The organism is Psychrobacter sp. TWR1-1-1, from assembly GCF_049895865.1.
In the GTDB taxonomy this organism is placed as follows: domain Bacteria; phylum Pseudomonadota; class Gammaproteobacteria; order Pseudomonadales; family Moraxellaceae; genus Psychrobacter; species Psychrobacter immobilis_A.
This window is the reverse complement of the sequence record NZ_JAFCTE010000010.1, coordinates 92,180-107,089: the sequence shown is the minus strand read 5'-3', so window position 1 is coordinate 107,089 and position 14,910 is coordinate 92,180. Positions and strand designations below refer to the sequence as shown.

General features: G+C 44.0%; 10 protein-coding genes. 5 read left to right on the top strand and 5 right to left on the bottom strand.

Annotated features, from left to right (window positions below; genetic code table 11):
- The first annotated feature begins 68 nt into the window (after positions 1-68).
- Positions 69-515 (top strand): hypothetical protein, encoded by a 447-nt coding sequence (locus ACP69U_RS10655; RefSeq protein WP_426138516.1) that lies wholly within the window; start codon positions 69-71, stop codon positions 513-515.
- Positions 516-664: 149 nt separating this feature from the next.
- On the opposite strand, the gene ACP69U_RS10650 is transcribed toward ACP69U_RS10655, so the two are convergent.
- A complete protein-coding gene (locus ACP69U_RS10650; RefSeq protein ID WP_201554934.1) occupies positions 665-1,180 on the bottom strand; it encodes a GlcG/HbpS family heme-binding protein in 516 nt (171 codons plus the stop codon).
- A gap of 378 nt (positions 1,181-1,558) precedes the next feature.
- Between ACP69U_RS10650 and mutY the strand changes: the two genes are divergently transcribed.
- Positions 1,559-2,827: an A/G-specific adenine glycosylase gene (gene mutY / locus ACP69U_RS10645; protein WP_314885792.1), complete on the top strand. Its 1,269-nt coding sequence runs from the start codon at positions 1,559-1,561 to the stop codon at positions 2,825-2,827.
- Positions 2,828-2,942: 115 nt separating this feature from the next.
- On the opposite strand, the gene ACP69U_RS10640 is transcribed toward mutY, so the two are convergent.
- Positions 2,943-3,845, bottom strand: coding sequence for an acyl-CoA thioesterase (locus ACP69U_RS10640; RefSeq protein WP_045452453.1), 903 nt, complete (start codon positions 3,843-3,845; stop codon positions 2,943-2,945).
- A 496-nt stretch (positions 3,846-4,341) separates the two neighbouring features.
- The gene (rapA, locus tag ACP69U_RS10635; RefSeq protein ID WP_426138515.1) at positions 4,342-7,230 is read right to left on the bottom strand and encodes an RNA polymerase-associated protein RapA; all 2,889 of its coding nucleotides are present in this window, start codon (positions 7,228-7,230) and stop codon (positions 4,342-4,344) included.
- A gap of 655 nt (positions 7,231-7,885) precedes the next feature.
- On the opposite strand from rapA, the gene ACP69U_RS10630 reads away from it, so the two are divergent.
- From ACP69U_RS10630 to ACP69U_RS10620, 3 genes are all read left to right on the top strand, one after another.
- Positions 7,886-10,198 (top strand): ATP-binding protein, encoded by a 2,313-nt coding sequence (locus tag ACP69U_RS10630; RefSeq protein ID WP_426138514.1) that lies wholly within the window; start codon positions 7,886-7,888, stop codon positions 10,196-10,198.
- A 79-nt stretch (positions 10,199-10,277) separates the two neighbouring features.
- A complete protein-coding gene (locus ACP69U_RS10625) occupies positions 10,278-11,234 on the top strand; it encodes a response regulator (protein WP_045445938.1) in 957 nt (318 codons plus the stop codon).
- A 199-nt stretch (positions 11,235-11,433) separates the two neighbouring features.
- Complete coding sequence (locus ACP69U_RS10620; protein ID WP_426138513.1) at positions 11,434-12,375, top strand: D-2-hydroxyacid dehydrogenase; 942 nt, start codon at positions 11,434-11,436, stop codon at positions 12,373-12,375.
- Positions 12,376-12,384: 9 nt separating this feature from the next.
- Here the strand turns inward: ACP69U_RS10620 and ACP69U_RS10615 are convergent, their stop codons facing one another.
- Together ACP69U_RS10615 and ACP69U_RS10610 are read right to left on the bottom strand one after the other, a co-directional pair.
- The gene (locus ACP69U_RS10615) at positions 12,385-14,025 is read right to left on the bottom strand and encodes a flavin-containing monooxygenase (protein ID WP_426138512.1); all 1,641 of its coding nucleotides are present in this window, start codon (positions 14,023-14,025) and stop codon (positions 12,385-12,387) included.
- A gap of 53 nt (positions 14,026-14,078) precedes the next feature.
- Positions 14,079-14,792 carry an RluA family pseudouridine synthase gene (locus ACP69U_RS10610; RefSeq protein WP_426138511.1) on the bottom strand — a complete coding sequence of 238 codons (714 nt, stop codon included), beginning with the start codon at positions 14,790-14,792 and terminating at the stop codon, positions 14,079-14,081.
- Between the last annotated feature and the right edge of the window lie 118 nt (positions 14,793-14,910).

Here is a 14,910-nt window from a genome sequence, read left to right as displayed (position 1 = left end):
TAGCGTTTGAAGCCTGCGTTATTTTGTTCGAGTAGCTTATCTATGTTTGGCATGGTTCTTAGCTAGTTGTGAATGTATTAGTTATTGTAAAACCCTCTGCTACTTTTGCAAGAGGTCTACTATCAATCGAGCAAGGCTTAAATTTTGATAAACAGTTACTTGATGATTTAGGTTTTCTTTTAGAATATGGTTTAGGAGGTCAACTTGAAGTACAAATGAATCTTTCCAATCATATAGCTTCAGCTAATCTTAATCGAAAGTTTCTTAGAGAACCAGAAGACTTAGTAATTCGTAAATATTCAAGACAGACTGAAGTTCAATTTACTTTATTCGGTATAATTACACAATATGAAAAAGAACAAACTAGCCCTCCTGAAGCAGCGCATGACTATGAAACTTTGAAAGAAGCTATAATGAACATGGTTTCTCATATAACTAATTTAGAATCCGCATTCACTGGCAGGCTTAGCAATGAAATAATTATCGATCCCATCGCAATGTATACTGAACTATAAAGATTAATCTTTGAATTAGGATCCTAAAAACTATTTTTTAGAGCTCATGCAAAAAAAAGCCCATAAGGGCTTTTTTTATGTTTACTGCTAACGAGATATCGAAGTTATTCGATGATATCTAAATCATTTAGCGATATCTAAGTCATCAACTACTTCTGTTTAGGCATGACTTTTTCGATAGCTTTCAGCGCACAACTTTCATCTTGTACTGCACCGCCTGCGCCGCCCGCTGCAATAGCGCCGATCACATCATTGCCAAACTTTAACGGCACACCACCGCCGATCAGCAGTAAATCATTTACCGTATTCAAGTTATTTGAGTCTGGATTAGCGCGAGCATTATCCGCCAAAGTGCGTGATGGTGTTTTGGTAGATAATGCCGTAAATGCCTTACGAACAGCAGCATCAGTATTGTGCGGGCCAACGTTATCATCACGCTGTAGCGCGATTAAATTACCACCACGATCAACAACTGCGACAACGGCAGATTTGCCCTCTGCGTGACAGGCTGCCATAGTGGCATCGATTAATTCATTGGCCAATTCTAAAGAAACATTGGGCTGTTGTAACACCAGGTTTGGTTTAGCTGCCAAAACGTTGGCTGAACAGCCGACGACTGCTAGCGCCAATAATGCTTTAGATAAGTAGTTCGAAATTAACTTCATAAATAGTCCTAAATATTACTCATACATGTGAGCAGTTGTTTGAAAATGCTTAGTAAGCTTATTTGATGAAACCAGACGATGAGTTATCGTTAACTCAAAAATGCTCTTGCGCCCTAGCGATAATAAAAATTATCACCTTGCAAAAAGCATAATAATAATAAGTTAATTTTTCTAAAAAATTCACTGAATTTTGTAAGATTTACTTTATAAATTTGCAACTCTAAATTAAGGTTTCTGTTACATACGTCGTTTTTTGACACTCGTACTTAAAAGACGCTTACGTTATTATGATTTCAGACAGCGCACAACCGTGATATCAACTCACCTCTCTCAAAAATCGGTTATAATTCATACACTAATATGCCACAAATTGATGATATGACTCAGCTTACCCCCACTGCAAACCTCACAACGATAGAAAACACTTTTACTCAATACTCTACTTCTCTCGATTCGTTCGCCCCGCGCCTACTCGATTGGTTCGCCGAAAACGGTCGCCATGACCTACCTTGGCAGCAGCACCAAACCGACGCGCCCAATCCTTATATCGTCTGGCTATCCGAAGTCATGCTCCAGCAAACGCAAGTAACGACGGTACTGCCCTACTTTGCCCGTTTTATGGCGTCGTTTCCAACGGTACAAGATTTAGCCGCCGCAGAATGGGATACGGTTGCGGGGCATTGGGCGGGGCTTGGCTACTATGCGCGCGCGCGTAATTTGCATAAAGGCGCGAAACAACTGGTCGAGGTCATTGATGAGACGGGCGACTTTCCGCAGACGCTAGCAGGGTGGGAAGCCATATCTGGCGTCGGGCCATCGACCGCTGGCGCGATTATGGCGATGGGACTGCATCGTTATGGCGTCATTTGTGATGGCAATGTCAAACGCGTCCTCACGCGTTGGGCGGCTATCGATGGTGATATTACCAAATCTGCCACGACCAAAGAGCTGTGGGCATTGGCAGAGCGTTTGACGCCTGTCGATGACTCAGGATTATTTGCGCAAGCCATGATGGATATGGGCGCGACGTTATGCACGCGTAGCAAGCCTGCCTGCCTACTATGTCCGCTTCAAGAGGACTGCCTAGCCCACGAGCAAGGACGCGAAACAGATTATCCAGTCAAAGCAAAAAAGCAGCCCAAACCCAGCAAGTTTAGCAATGCGTTATTGATTGAAGATATTGATGGCAAAATACTATGGCTACAACGCCCTGACAATGGCATTTGGGGCGGACTGTGGAGTTTGCCTTTACAGTTTGTTGAAAAAACCGCAGGCAAAGTGAATACTAAAACTGCCTCAGAAAAAACGACTGAAATTGACGATACATTATTAAAAGTGACCAGTAATGAAAAAGTATACGAAGCAGAATTTACCACTGCCGAGCAAATTATCAATGAGTGGTTAGACAAGCATAAATTGACAGCAAAAGCAGTCAGTAAAACTTTATTAGACGATGCCCCTATTAAACATTCACTGACCCATTTTCATTGGTATTTGACACCGCAATCGCTGATTTTAAATACTGAGCAAATTGCCGAAATAACCGAAGCCTTAGAAGCAGCACAAATTAATATTAATTGGCTAAATGCTGTTGACGCTCAGGCAACACTTGGACTGCCACGAGCAATGGTCAAGATTTTAGAATAATCCTTTGAACGCAATCGTTGAAAAGAACTGCTTAAAAAAACACGTAACACGCCATTAAAAAAGCGACTCAAAATGTATCTTGAGTCGCTTTTTTTATTTATCAGAAGATGAGGGCTTAGGACTTTGGCACACGTAAACGCATCAGGCCTTCTTGTTGTACCGTAGCAACCAGCTTACCATCTTGCCAAAACTGCCCATGGTTTAAGCCCTTGGCATTAGACGTGGTATCACTCCACATGTCGTATAGCATCCAACCGTTTAGATCAAAATTACGATGAAAATGCATCGAGTGGTCAATACTAGCCGCTTGCAAGCCGCTGGTCATAAAGCTAACACCATGTGACATCAGCCCTGTACCAACCAGATAAAAATCGGACGAAAATGCCAATAGCGCTTGTTGAATCGCAACAGGTTGATTGCCCAATTCGCGGATACGCAACCAGTTCGCCTGCTTCGGTTTCATTGGCTCTGGATGAATCGGATCACGCGGTTTAACTGGTTTAATTTCGACATGGCGACGCCGCATAAAACGGGCTTTGAGTGCGTCTGGGACTTTTCCGACATACTCTTCTTTTAAATCTTGCTCAGCCAGTAAATCCTCTGGTGGCGGATAGACGGGCATGTCTTCTTGATACTCTAAACCCTCTTCCATCGGCGAAAACGAGGCTATCATTGAAAATATTACTTGCTCAATGGGCGCTTTACCACGCACTTCTTTATACTGAATCGCCGTCACTTCACGCGCAGACAGACTACGACCGTCACGCAAGCGGCGCACCTGATAAATAACTGGCTGCGTGATATCACCACCGCGCAAAAAATAGCCGTGCAGTGAATGACAGGGTTTGTCTTTATCCAGTGTATGCGCCGCCGCCATGATGGCTTGGGCGAGCACTTGTCCACCAAAAATACGACTGCCAACATAGTCATGGCTCTTACCCTCAAAGACATCGGGGGTCACTTCAATAAGCGCTACAGTAGCTAGCAGCTCATCAATCAATTGCGAATAATCGGACATGACGATAGGTTTCCTTATTTTTATCAAAAACGCTAAGCATCTGAAAATACGCACCCAACGATATCAATATCATATAGCGAAAGACAAAAGACACTTTGCATTTGAATGTAAAATAATATGAAATCACTTGCTGAAAATGCACAAGAGAGATTTAACACGAAAATTTTAGCGCAAAAAACACGGTCATAGCAGCGCTATCACCAGCATTTATTATATAGTTGTTTCAGCTTAAAAGAAGTACAAAGCAATCGAGTACAAAGGTATATGTGATACTTCACACGAGACGCGGTTACCCTTTTATAGCGAATGGGCTATAAATCGAAAAGATAAACATCTTACCCAATATCGATGGCTTTGACTAGAGAGCGACGCTCACTTGGCAATATCATGTTGATATTTTTGCTTAACATGCCTTAAGGCGCGCCCTAATATAAACGATATTAATCATAAAAAAACGAGATGCTATTAAACATCTCGTTCTTTTGATCATTTACATTTATGGCTTCACTGCCACTAACACACGGATGGAGTCTGGGACTAATAACAGACTACCTAGTGCTTGCTCACCTTGGGCTTTTAGCTGCTCCAAACGCTCAATCTCAGCAGGACGTACGTTAGGATTAATCGTTTGTAGATGCTTTAGACGTTTGATTTCACGTGACCACTGCTGGCTAAAACGGGCACTGGCTTGTTCACCAATCTCAGCAAGCTGCTGACGGGCAATCTCTTCCGCTTCATAATAACGCTGCTCAATCACATCACCGCGTACTTTGATGACTTGGCGAGCACGGTTTTTATCCAGACGCTCAATATGCGGCATAATCATCTCCGCACTGATACGCGAGGACAAATCACTGCCTTGCTCACTGATAAATACACGGATATTTTGCGTGGTCAGCGTCGCTGGTAAATTGAGCAACCTTGGCGCAATGGCTTCAACGCGGAAATTCACTTCGAGCAGTACCATACCTTGTGGTACAGCAGAACTTTTTAGCATCGCCACCGTGGTATTACCAAAGGTGCTGGTACTCGCCAACTCATAAATCGCGCGCATCAATGGATGCTCATGAGTGATAAATTCGATATCTTCACGTTGCAGTGCTTGCTCACGCTCGAATGTCAAGGTCATACCGTCTTCGTCACCGAGTGGCAGACCATCGATATAATCACTAATTTCAGTGCTGTCAATCGGAGCAATCACCCACGAGCCATCGCGCTGGATATTGTGATCGATATTGGCTGAGGCAAAAAAGCGCTCAATAAACTGCGGCAATAGATTATGACCATCAAAATCGCGCATGGCGTCAGCGATACGTTTGGCAACACGTGGGCGACACGAGTTGTATTCTAATAGGCGATCACGACCCGCTTGTAGCTGTGCCTCTAACCCCAATCGCGTCTGTTTCGCTTCTTCGATGATATCTTGTAGTATCGCACGGTTCTCGTCAGTATCCGCGCCTTCAAGCATGGGCTTTAACTCTTGAATATACTGCTCTTGCACGCTCTGCGCCGTTGGAGAGATTTGATTAAACATATTCAGCGCGTCGTGATACCAATGATACAGTCGCTCTTGTGCTGTGCCCTGTACATAAGGCACATGGAGCATAATTTGCTGCGTTTGTCCAATACGATCTAGGCGACCAATACGCTGCTCTAAGGTATCTGGATTGGCTGGCAAATCCCACAATATCAGCTGGCTTGCAAACTGGAAGTTACGACCTTCCGAGCCAATCTCTGAGCATAATAATATCTGTGCGCCTTCGCTATCGGCAAAGAACGCCGCTGCTTGGTCACGCTCAAGTAAGGTCATCTGCTCGGTAAAGATAGCCGTTTTAATACCGGCATGCAGACGTAATACCGCCTCCAAGCTCTCAACCGTCGCGCCACTACGGGCAATCAACAGCACTTTTTTGTGCTTAAGCTCACCGCGCAAAATATCAATCAACCAAGGCACACGTGGGTCATCTTCTAGCCAGCCACCATCAGGTTGGTTTTCTTCGCCCCATAGCTGCTCTCGCAATTTACCATTGGTTTGATAGCTGTCTTTCCATGCGGCAGGCAATGCCAGTGGATACGGCTGGCTGCTACGACCATAAAACCCTTTCACACTTTCACGGGTATTACGGAATAGAATACGACCTGTACCATGACGGTCAAGTAATTCATTAAGCGCATAGGTGCGCAATTTTTCGTCATCATTAATCGTTTCCAACTCATCAAGACTGATGTCTAACAAGCTGCTTAAAGCGGCAATTTGACTGTCGCTTAATGGCTTATCTTCTATCAATACACCAGCGACAGCAGCCGTTTCAGCAAAGGCTTCTTGACCATCAATAAACTCATCCAAATCATCAAAGCGATCCGGATCGAGCAAACGCAATCGAGCAAAGTGACTTTGCGCGCCAAGCTGCTCAGGCGTTGCCGTTAATAGCATGACCCCTGGTGTTTCTTCGGCAAAGTCAGCAATCAAGTCATATTTATCGTTGCCGCCTTGTGCCTCATCCCAATGCAGGTGATGCGCCTCATCAACCACCAATAAATCAAACCCTGCATCCATCGCTTGGTCGTACAAATCAGGGTGGTCAAGGAGTAAATCCATACCCGCAATGATACATTGCTCAGTGGCAAAGACGTTTTGCTCAGGATCGTGTTCTTTAATGGCTGCTGCACGTACCAAATCGAATAAGGCAAAATTTAGATTAAAACGACGACGCAGCTCAATCATCCACTGATATTGCAAACTATCTGGTACAAGAATGAGTACACGCTCAGCTTTGCCTGTTAACAGCTGTTGATGAATAATCAAACCTGCTTCGATGGTTTTGCCCAAACCAACTTCGTCAGCAAGCAACACACGCGGTGCGATACGTTTGCCAACTTCATGAGCGATATAGAGCTGATGCTCAATGATATCGACACGCGCACCCATCAAACCTTTAAGCGGATGACCCGCTAGCGCCGACTGCATACGCAAGATATCTTGACGCAGCTCATACCAATCACCACGCTCAATCCGACCAGCCAGCAGACGCTCAAGCGGCTTAGCCAAGGTGATATTGGCAGCAAGACGGGTTTCCATAATGCCTCGTTCATGCTCATCGACACTGTATTTGAGTACACCCATCACTTCTTCGACCGCGGTTACGGTATAGCTCTTACCCGCTTGATCAGAAATACTATCGCCGACTTTAAACACCACGCGTGATAATGGCGCGGAGTTTTTGGCGTAGACGCGCGTCTCTTCACTTTGTGGAAATAGAATGTGCACACATCGGTCATCTACATCGATGACCACACCCAAGCCCAGCTCGGACTCCGTATCAGATAAATAACGTTGACCAACGGCAAATTCAGTATTGTGCAATGAAGCGATAGAGATAGTCATAGGGCGATGTCTTTTGTACTCAGATAATAGGAAAAAATAGATAGCTCATAATGAGAGTTGCTAGCGTGAATCACTAGCGCGATGTCATTACTTAATAGTCTGAGAGGTCGCCGGCCATACCGGCAGCGTCAGCTCATTAGCTAGGTCGCAAGATAAAGCCGACCATTATATAACGTTAGCAGCTAGATGAGTGCGCTAAGTTGACTTTTCAAGAGCAGATTATTGCAAGATTATATCAACGCCAAGCATAAGTTGGTCATATAAAACAATAAGATAACGACTCGCAAGTAAAGAAAAAATATTGTCATTATAAAATTGATTCTGTATTGTTAAGAAATGCAATAGAACATTTCTTCTTTCTTACCTGACTTATTCAAACGCACGTCTACACATACTCTTTTGCCGCCTAGTATTCATGATTAATTATCCTTCAGGGTTTACGGGCACAGTATGGCCTTTTATAGTCCTTTAAGTTATAAAACTATCAATATTTAAGTCGGTTAAGTTATAAGAGTAAAATTATAATTTCAGTTTTTTTGCCATATGTACAGACTATTTTAATTAAGATTACGCATTACCACCTGATTGATTGCCACCAATACCTAGCATTGGCACTCTTTTTCGTGGTCACTATTATCCAAGGACTATCACCATCATGAGTGCCTCCAAAAAAGTTGGCTTTTTTAATCAAGTCAGTACCCAAGTAACCACTATTTTATTTATTGCTTTTGCGGTCGTACTGGCGGTCGTCGTTTATGTTGTTGATAAAGAGGGCTATGAGAAAATCCGCCTTGAATCTGCAAAATTGGTGGCTGAACGTGGCAATACCGCGGTAAATAGTATTTCAGCCGATATCAATCGGGTGATGCGTAGTGCCTTACTACTACAGCAAAGCGCGCAAACCTTGCCCACAGAAGAGGCGATTTTACAAACCAGTACTGCCAATGCCTTTGATAAGCGTGATTATAATCTATTGGGTAGTGGCGGCATTTGGCCTGAAAAAGGTGCACTTGGGGCAAATACCGCGACCCATCCATTTTTGATGGTTCGTCAAAACGGCGATTATCAAGCGGTGTTAAGCGATCCAAATCCTACCAATCCTTATTATCAAGAAGATTGGTTTAGCGTCTTAAAGTTGCTCAAACCTGAGAGCTGTATTTGGAACCATGTGCGCGCCAGCCAAACCAAAGGCGAGCTTGCGATGAGCTGCGGTGTGGCAATCGAGCGTGACAACCAGTTTTGGGGTGCCAGTACGGTTAACTTTACGCTGAATCAGCTACAAGAGAACATCGTCAAGTTAAGCGAAAGCTCAGGCTCAGGCTACATCCTACTCTTGGATAATAGTGACAAGGTGATCGCCTCCTCTAACCCTGAACGCTTAAGCTATATTGATGAGAAAACGGGTACGCCGCTTGATATCAAACAAGTCATCAACTCAGACCCTGCTTGGCAACCCGTGCTTGATTTCTTAGATGTCCAACGTAATGAGATAATCGAACAAGTCGCCGCCAGCGTCTCACCACAAGTTCAGCAGGTACTGACCACGCTTGATAAGGCTGAGACTGGTACGGCAAAAGGTTATTATTTGGTGAACTACGCCGCTTATCTGAATAACGGTGAAAACAAGCAAAACGCTATGGACAGCCGCTTATTACAGAGCTTTGAGTTGGCAAAAGACCGTTACTATAACGGCAGTCAAGCCTATGTCTTTGAGATTCCTGAGACTTATTGGAAGCTGATCGTTGTCCAACCTGATGCTGAAATTAACGCCATTGCTGATAATCTCAGTGAAAACTTGGTTAACTGGATTGCATTAGCACTATTGATTACGGCTGGCGTCATTTACTTCATGCTGACCTTCTTAGCATTCAAACCCTTGAAAGAGACCACCGATAAAATCTCTGAAGCGGAAAACTTAATTAATAATAAGCAATACAATAAGCTGAGCGAGGTTAAATTCGCAGAAGGTCGCAACGAGATTGGACTGGTGAACGGATCTATTAATGACCTACTAGACCGAATCCAGTCTAATGAAGGTAAGCTTGCCAACATTAACCAACAGCTAGAGATTAAAGTCGAAGAACGTACCGCTGAGCTGCAAGAAACGCTAAAAGAGCTGAAAAACTCGCAGTTGCAATTGATTCGTTCAGAAAAAATGGCAACGTTGGGACAAATGGTGGCAGGCGTTGCTCATGAAGTGAACACCCCTTTATCATACGTGCAAAATAACCTTGAAATTATTGGTCAGTTAACTGAGCAATACGAAGAGCTGATTGAATTGGTACAAGGATTAAAAAGCGTTAAAACTGATGCGGCGACTGATGGCAAAATTGACAAGCTTCTAGCAGATATTATCCGCGCTTCTGATGAAATCCAAGAAGATGACCTATCAGCTGAATTAAAAGAGCTGATTAAAGATTCGTTATTTGGTGTCGAGCAAATCACTGAGATGGTGCTGAACCTACGTAACTTTGCCCGTCTTGATGAGTCAAAAGTGAAAACCATCGATGTGCGCGAATGTATCGAAGCCTCGCTTAAAATCGCTGGCAACTCCATTAGACATCAAGAGATTGTGACTGATTTTGCGCCCACACCTGAAGTGAAATGCTCACCGTCGCAAATTAACCAAGTCTTGGTCAATCTACTGAACAATGCCGCGCAAGCCATGGGAGAGAAACCTGATGGCAAAATCGAAGTGCGCACCCGTGCCGATGATCACCATGTTTATATTGATGTCCTCGACAACGGTAAAGGTATGAGTCCAGAAGTTCTCAATCAAATCTTTGAGCCGTTCTTTACGACCAAAGGCGCAGGCGAAGGCACTGGTATTGGTATGGCAATCAGTCAGCAAATTATGGAGCAACATAATGGCGATATCAAAGTCGTATCGACCGAAGGTGTTGGCACCACATTTACGTTAATACTGCCGATTAATAATAACTTAACAGAGAAAAATCTAGTCGCATAAGCGCTGGGTCAGCTGCCCTGTGACGTAGAACATATTTAGATATTTAACGACTATTATTCATCATCATAAGGATATCATCATGAATGAATTAGAAAATGACTTAACCACAGTTGAAACCAGCGCTGAGTCAAAGCCGAAGTTGGCATTTATCGACGATGAACAACGCATTTTACGGTCTATGAAACTGCTGTTTCGTAAGACCCATGACGTGTTTATCACCACCGACCCAACTGAGTATATTGACTATATCAAGAACAACCATGTACACGTGGCAGTCAGTGACCAGCGGATGCCTGAGCGAGTCGGTGTGGATATCTTACGCGAAGTAAAAGATGTCTCACCTTCTACCATGCGTATCTTATTGACGGGCTATGCCGATTTAAACGCCATTATTGGTTCTATTAACGATGGTGAGATTTATCGTTATTTGACCAAGCCTTGTAAATCTGAAGAGCTGATCACCGTGGTCGGACGCGCTACCGAAATTGCCTTGACCTATAATCCAGACGAAGATGCCGACCAATTCGACAGTTCAGGTAATAAGCAAACGCTGCTAGTGATCGATGAAACCAATGAGTTGATTGAGCAAATACGTAAGCAATTTTCTCATAGTTATAAAGTACTGCACGCTGAGAGTTTAGAAGAAGCGTACGATTATTTGGCGAATGAAGATATCGGTGTTTGTATCACCGATATCAATGTCAGCGGTGAGAATATCGCGCCGATTATCTTTACCTTAAAGCAAGATGCGCCGCATTTGGTGGTTTTGGTACAGACTGAATTTCAAGACGCTGGCTTGCTGATTGATTTGATTAATAAAGGTCAAGTCTATCGCTGCTTGCCGAAACCGATGCGCGCCAGCCTGCTTGAGATTAGCGTCAACCGTGCGTTTCAGCATCATGCGAAGCTAAAAGCCAGCCCTGATTTGGTCAAACGCTATGAAGTCGAGCATGACCCTGAAAACGATGTGCGTATTGATTTAAGCAGTCGCGTACGTAGCCTTATTGGCAAATTGCGTAAACGTTTCTCTTTATAAGTGCATAAAACCAAATAAGCACAAAAGACTACTGTCTCAATAAACAAAACCTCTATTTCAATATTGAAGTAGAGGTTTTTTGCTTTGTACTTTTTTGATGGATTTTTTGACGTGCTTTTTGACTAAAATCACCAACGTGCTACATTAAGTCGATCATTATTAAAATCATTTTAAAATAACTATTTAATAAGGAATAACCATGCGCGCGGTTTTTTTAGATAAAGGCACTTTTTCTAATGGCATCGACTTGCCAGCCCCAAACGGCATCAGCGACTACCTCACTTATGATTATACCCCAAAAGATGCTGCTGTTATCGTAGAGCGCTGCAAAGACGCTGACATCATTATCACCAATAAAGTGCAAATCAGCGCTGAAGTGATAAGCAAATTGCCCAAGCTCAAGCTCATTCAACTGACCGCTACTGGTATGAACAACGTCGATCAAGACGCTTGTGTTGATCACCATGTGGCGCTTTATAATGTCGCAGGTTATGCAGTCAAAAGCGTGCCCGAACATACCTTTATGCTCATGCTCAACGCCATGCGCGCGGGTATTTATTATCATCAAAAAGTCGCTGATGGCACATGGCAAGCAAACGGTAATTTTTGCCTACTGGATATTCCGCTGATAGATTTGGAAGATAAAACACTAGGTATTATTGGCGTTGGCACTATTGGCAAACGCGTGACCGATATTGCGCGCGCTTTTGGAATGACAGTATTGTGGGCGGAGCAGCAAGGACGCGCACCGCGCAATGACGACTATACCGCGTTTGACGACGTACTGGCACAGTCTGATGTACTGAGCCTGCATTGCCCATTAAACGAGAAAACTCAGCACCTGATTAATGCAGATACTTTAGCAAAAATGGTCAAACAGCCGCTCATCGTCAATGTCGCTCGTGGTGGCATCGTGGATAGCCAAGCGCTGACTGATGCCATTAACAATGAGCAAATCATCGGCTACGCCAGCGACGTTTTTGAGCAAGAGCCAATCACCGCTGACGACCCTTTATTGACCATTGCCAAGCATCCGCGCGTTATATTTAGCCCGCATAATGCGTGGGGCAGCAAAAGTGCGCAAGAAACCTTGTGGCAGATCTTAAGCAAACAAGTTACTGATTTTATTAATAGCCATTAAAAATAGCCATTAAAAAACATTGAGCAAACGACTAAAACGTAACCAATCATCTTTTATTTTGCGATGTTTGAGCATGATGCGGTCGCTTAGGTAGTTGTTTGTCACCCGCCAAGGATATATGTCACCTTGCTTGGGTAGCTCGTGTTGAGCGCGCTTGACATATCCTGAGGATAGCGCGCCCATCACGGTATCTGTCTGCGTAAGCGCTTTGGCATCTTTAGTCTGTGCTTGTGGCAATACCACTTGATAGCGATGCTGATGCATATAACCCAGCAGCCGCATTACATACTGACACGCCAAATCGATTTTTAGCGTCCATGAGGCGTTGGTATAGCCAAATAGCGCCACCATATTTGGTATATCTTCAATCATGACCGCTTTATAAGTCATGCGCGAACCAATATCTATCGCCTGCCCGTCAATATATACTTTGGCACCGCCGAGCATTTGTAGCTTTAGTCCTGTCGCTGTGACGATGATATCAGCATCGAGAGAGTTACCCGATTCGAGCATGATGCCCTTCTTGGTAAAATGGCTGATTTGATCGGTGACGACGCTGGCGCGTTTGCCATGCAATGCTTTGAATAAATCACTGTCTGGCACCGCACATATCCGCTGATCCCAAGGATTATAGTCCGGTACAAAATGCGCCACATCGATACCGCTACCTTTTAGCTCTGTTTTGACACCGCGTTTTAATAACGCTTTCATAAGCTTGGGTGCCAATATAGCCGCTCGATAAGTACCTTGCTGAATCAATACATTACGAGTACGCAGCAGCGTATAAGCTTGCTCTTTTGACAACGGTGAAAATTTGCCTGCTAGCCAATCAAGCGTATAATCATCGCCCGGTACGCTTGCCACATACGTGGGAGAACGCTGTAGCATAGTGACGTGACGCGCGCATTGCCTACCTTTTTCATCCACCAAAGCTGGCAACAATGTCATCGCTGTGGCACCGCTACCGATAATGACTACCTTCTTATCGTCATAATCCACATTTTGCCAATGCTGCGGATGAATGATTTCACCTTGAAAATCTGCTTCTTTATTAAAAGAGGGACGATAACCTTGTTCATAATCATAGTAACCCGTAGCGCCAACGACGAACTTTGCCGTTATCTTAAACACCTCACCGCTAGCATGATTTTTTACCATCGCCGTCCATTGTTGATGGCTACTTGACCAAGACAGCTGCTGCACCTCGTGCTGATAGCGAATATGTTGGCTGATACCAAACTCACGCGCTGTATCAGCAATATAGCTTTTAATATCATCGCCCTTTGCCAAAACCCTGTGATTTAGCCATGGTCTGAAACTGTAGCCAAACGTCAAGGCATCAGAGTCAGAGCGGATGCCTGGATAGGTGAATAAATCCCATGTACCACCCAAATCTGCTCGTTTTTCTAATACCAAAAACTGCTGTGCACTTTTCTGTTGTTGCTTTGATGATTTGCGTTTCTGCTTACCTGGATTTTTATGACCAAACAGTCCTTTGTGTTTTTGCTGCTGCAATCGGCACGCCATACCAATACCAGCAATTCCTGCACCGATAATCAGTACTTCATAATCCACTGGTGTGTCTGAGAGTGCCGCTTGAGGTTTGAAGCGTTTCTTAACTGCCTGTTTGGCTGCCGTCATATCAAGCATAATACGTTCCTTGTTTTTGCATGATGGGTTTAAAAAATTTGATATAAATCCATTTAAAAAGGGCTTGGGCTTTCCCAATCCATCCACGCCCCAAGCGTAGGATGCTTGAGACGCAATTGCTGGGCATGGAGATTAAGTCTTGGTGCAATCGCTAAAGCCGTACCTTCTGCATAAATAGGATCGCCAATCATCACATGACCCACATGCACCATATGGACGCGCAGCTGATGACTACGGCCAGTGACAGGCTTGAGCATTACGCGCGTGACTGTCTGACCATTACACATTTCATGCGCCAATACTTCATATAACGTCAGCGCATGCTTTGACCAGTTAGGATCGACGATATGGCGCGGTTTCGTCTCTGGCTCGTAGCGCACTGGTACTGATATCTCACCCGTTGCTCCGACGCTTTCCCACTGTCCAAAGACGCGTGCCTGATATTTTTTTTGTGGCAAACGTTCAATGAATTGCTTACTAATATGGGTTTGTGCTTCGGCATTCTTAGCAAAAATGAGCAGTCCTGAGGTATCCATATCAAGACGATGTATCAGCTTGACCGCTGGATTGGCACGCTCAAGTCTTGCCAGCAAACTAACCTTGAGCGTTTTGCCATCGACACTCAACAGACCTACAGGCTTATCAACCACCCAAATATCATCGTCTTCATAGACGGTAATCTTTTGCGCAAATGCTTGAAAAAACTCAAGCGGATAGGCATTTTCTTGAGCATTGAGGGCGTTGACTTCTTCAGCAGTAAAAGGCATAAAAATGGGCACTTATATGAATGGGCTTGAATGGTTAATGAGCTTTTATATGAAAGCTCTATTAAGCTGTAGATATTAGATTGTAGATATTGTGTTATAGATTGCTTAATTTTGGGCA

Coding starts and splice junctions, on each gene's coding strand:
- ACP69U_RS10650 (WP_201554934.1), bottom strand. CDS start 1,180: ATGAAGTTAATTTCGAACTACTTATCTAAAGCATTATTGGCGCTAGCA.
- mutY (WP_314885792.1), top strand. CDS start 1,559: ATGACTCAGCTTACCCCCACTGCAAACCTCACAACGATAGAAAACACT.
- ACP69U_RS10640 (WP_045452453.1), bottom strand. CDS start 3,845: ATGTCCGATTATTCGCAATTGATTGATGAGCTGCTAGCTACTGTAGCG.
- rapA (WP_426138515.1), bottom strand. CDS start 7,230: ATGACTATCTCTATCGCTTCATTGCACAATACTGAATTTGCCGTTGGT.
- ACP69U_RS10630 (WP_426138514.1), top strand. CDS start 7,886: ATGAGTGCCTCCAAAAAAGTTGGCTTTTTTAATCAAGTCAGTACCCAA.
- ACP69U_RS10625 (WP_045445938.1), top strand. CDS start 10,278: ATGAATGAATTAGAAAATGACTTAACCACAGTTGAAACCAGCGCTGAG.
- ACP69U_RS10620 (WP_426138513.1), top strand. CDS start 11,434: ATGCGCGCGGTTTTTTTAGATAAAGGCACTTTTTCTAATGGCATCGAC.
- ACP69U_RS10615 (WP_426138512.1), bottom strand. CDS start 14,025: ATGCTTGATATGACGGCAGCCAAACAGGCAGTTAAGAAACGCTTCAAA.
- ACP69U_RS10610 (WP_426138511.1), bottom strand. CDS start 14,792: ATGCCTTTTACTGCTGAAGAAGTCAACGCCCTCAATGCTCAAGAAAAT.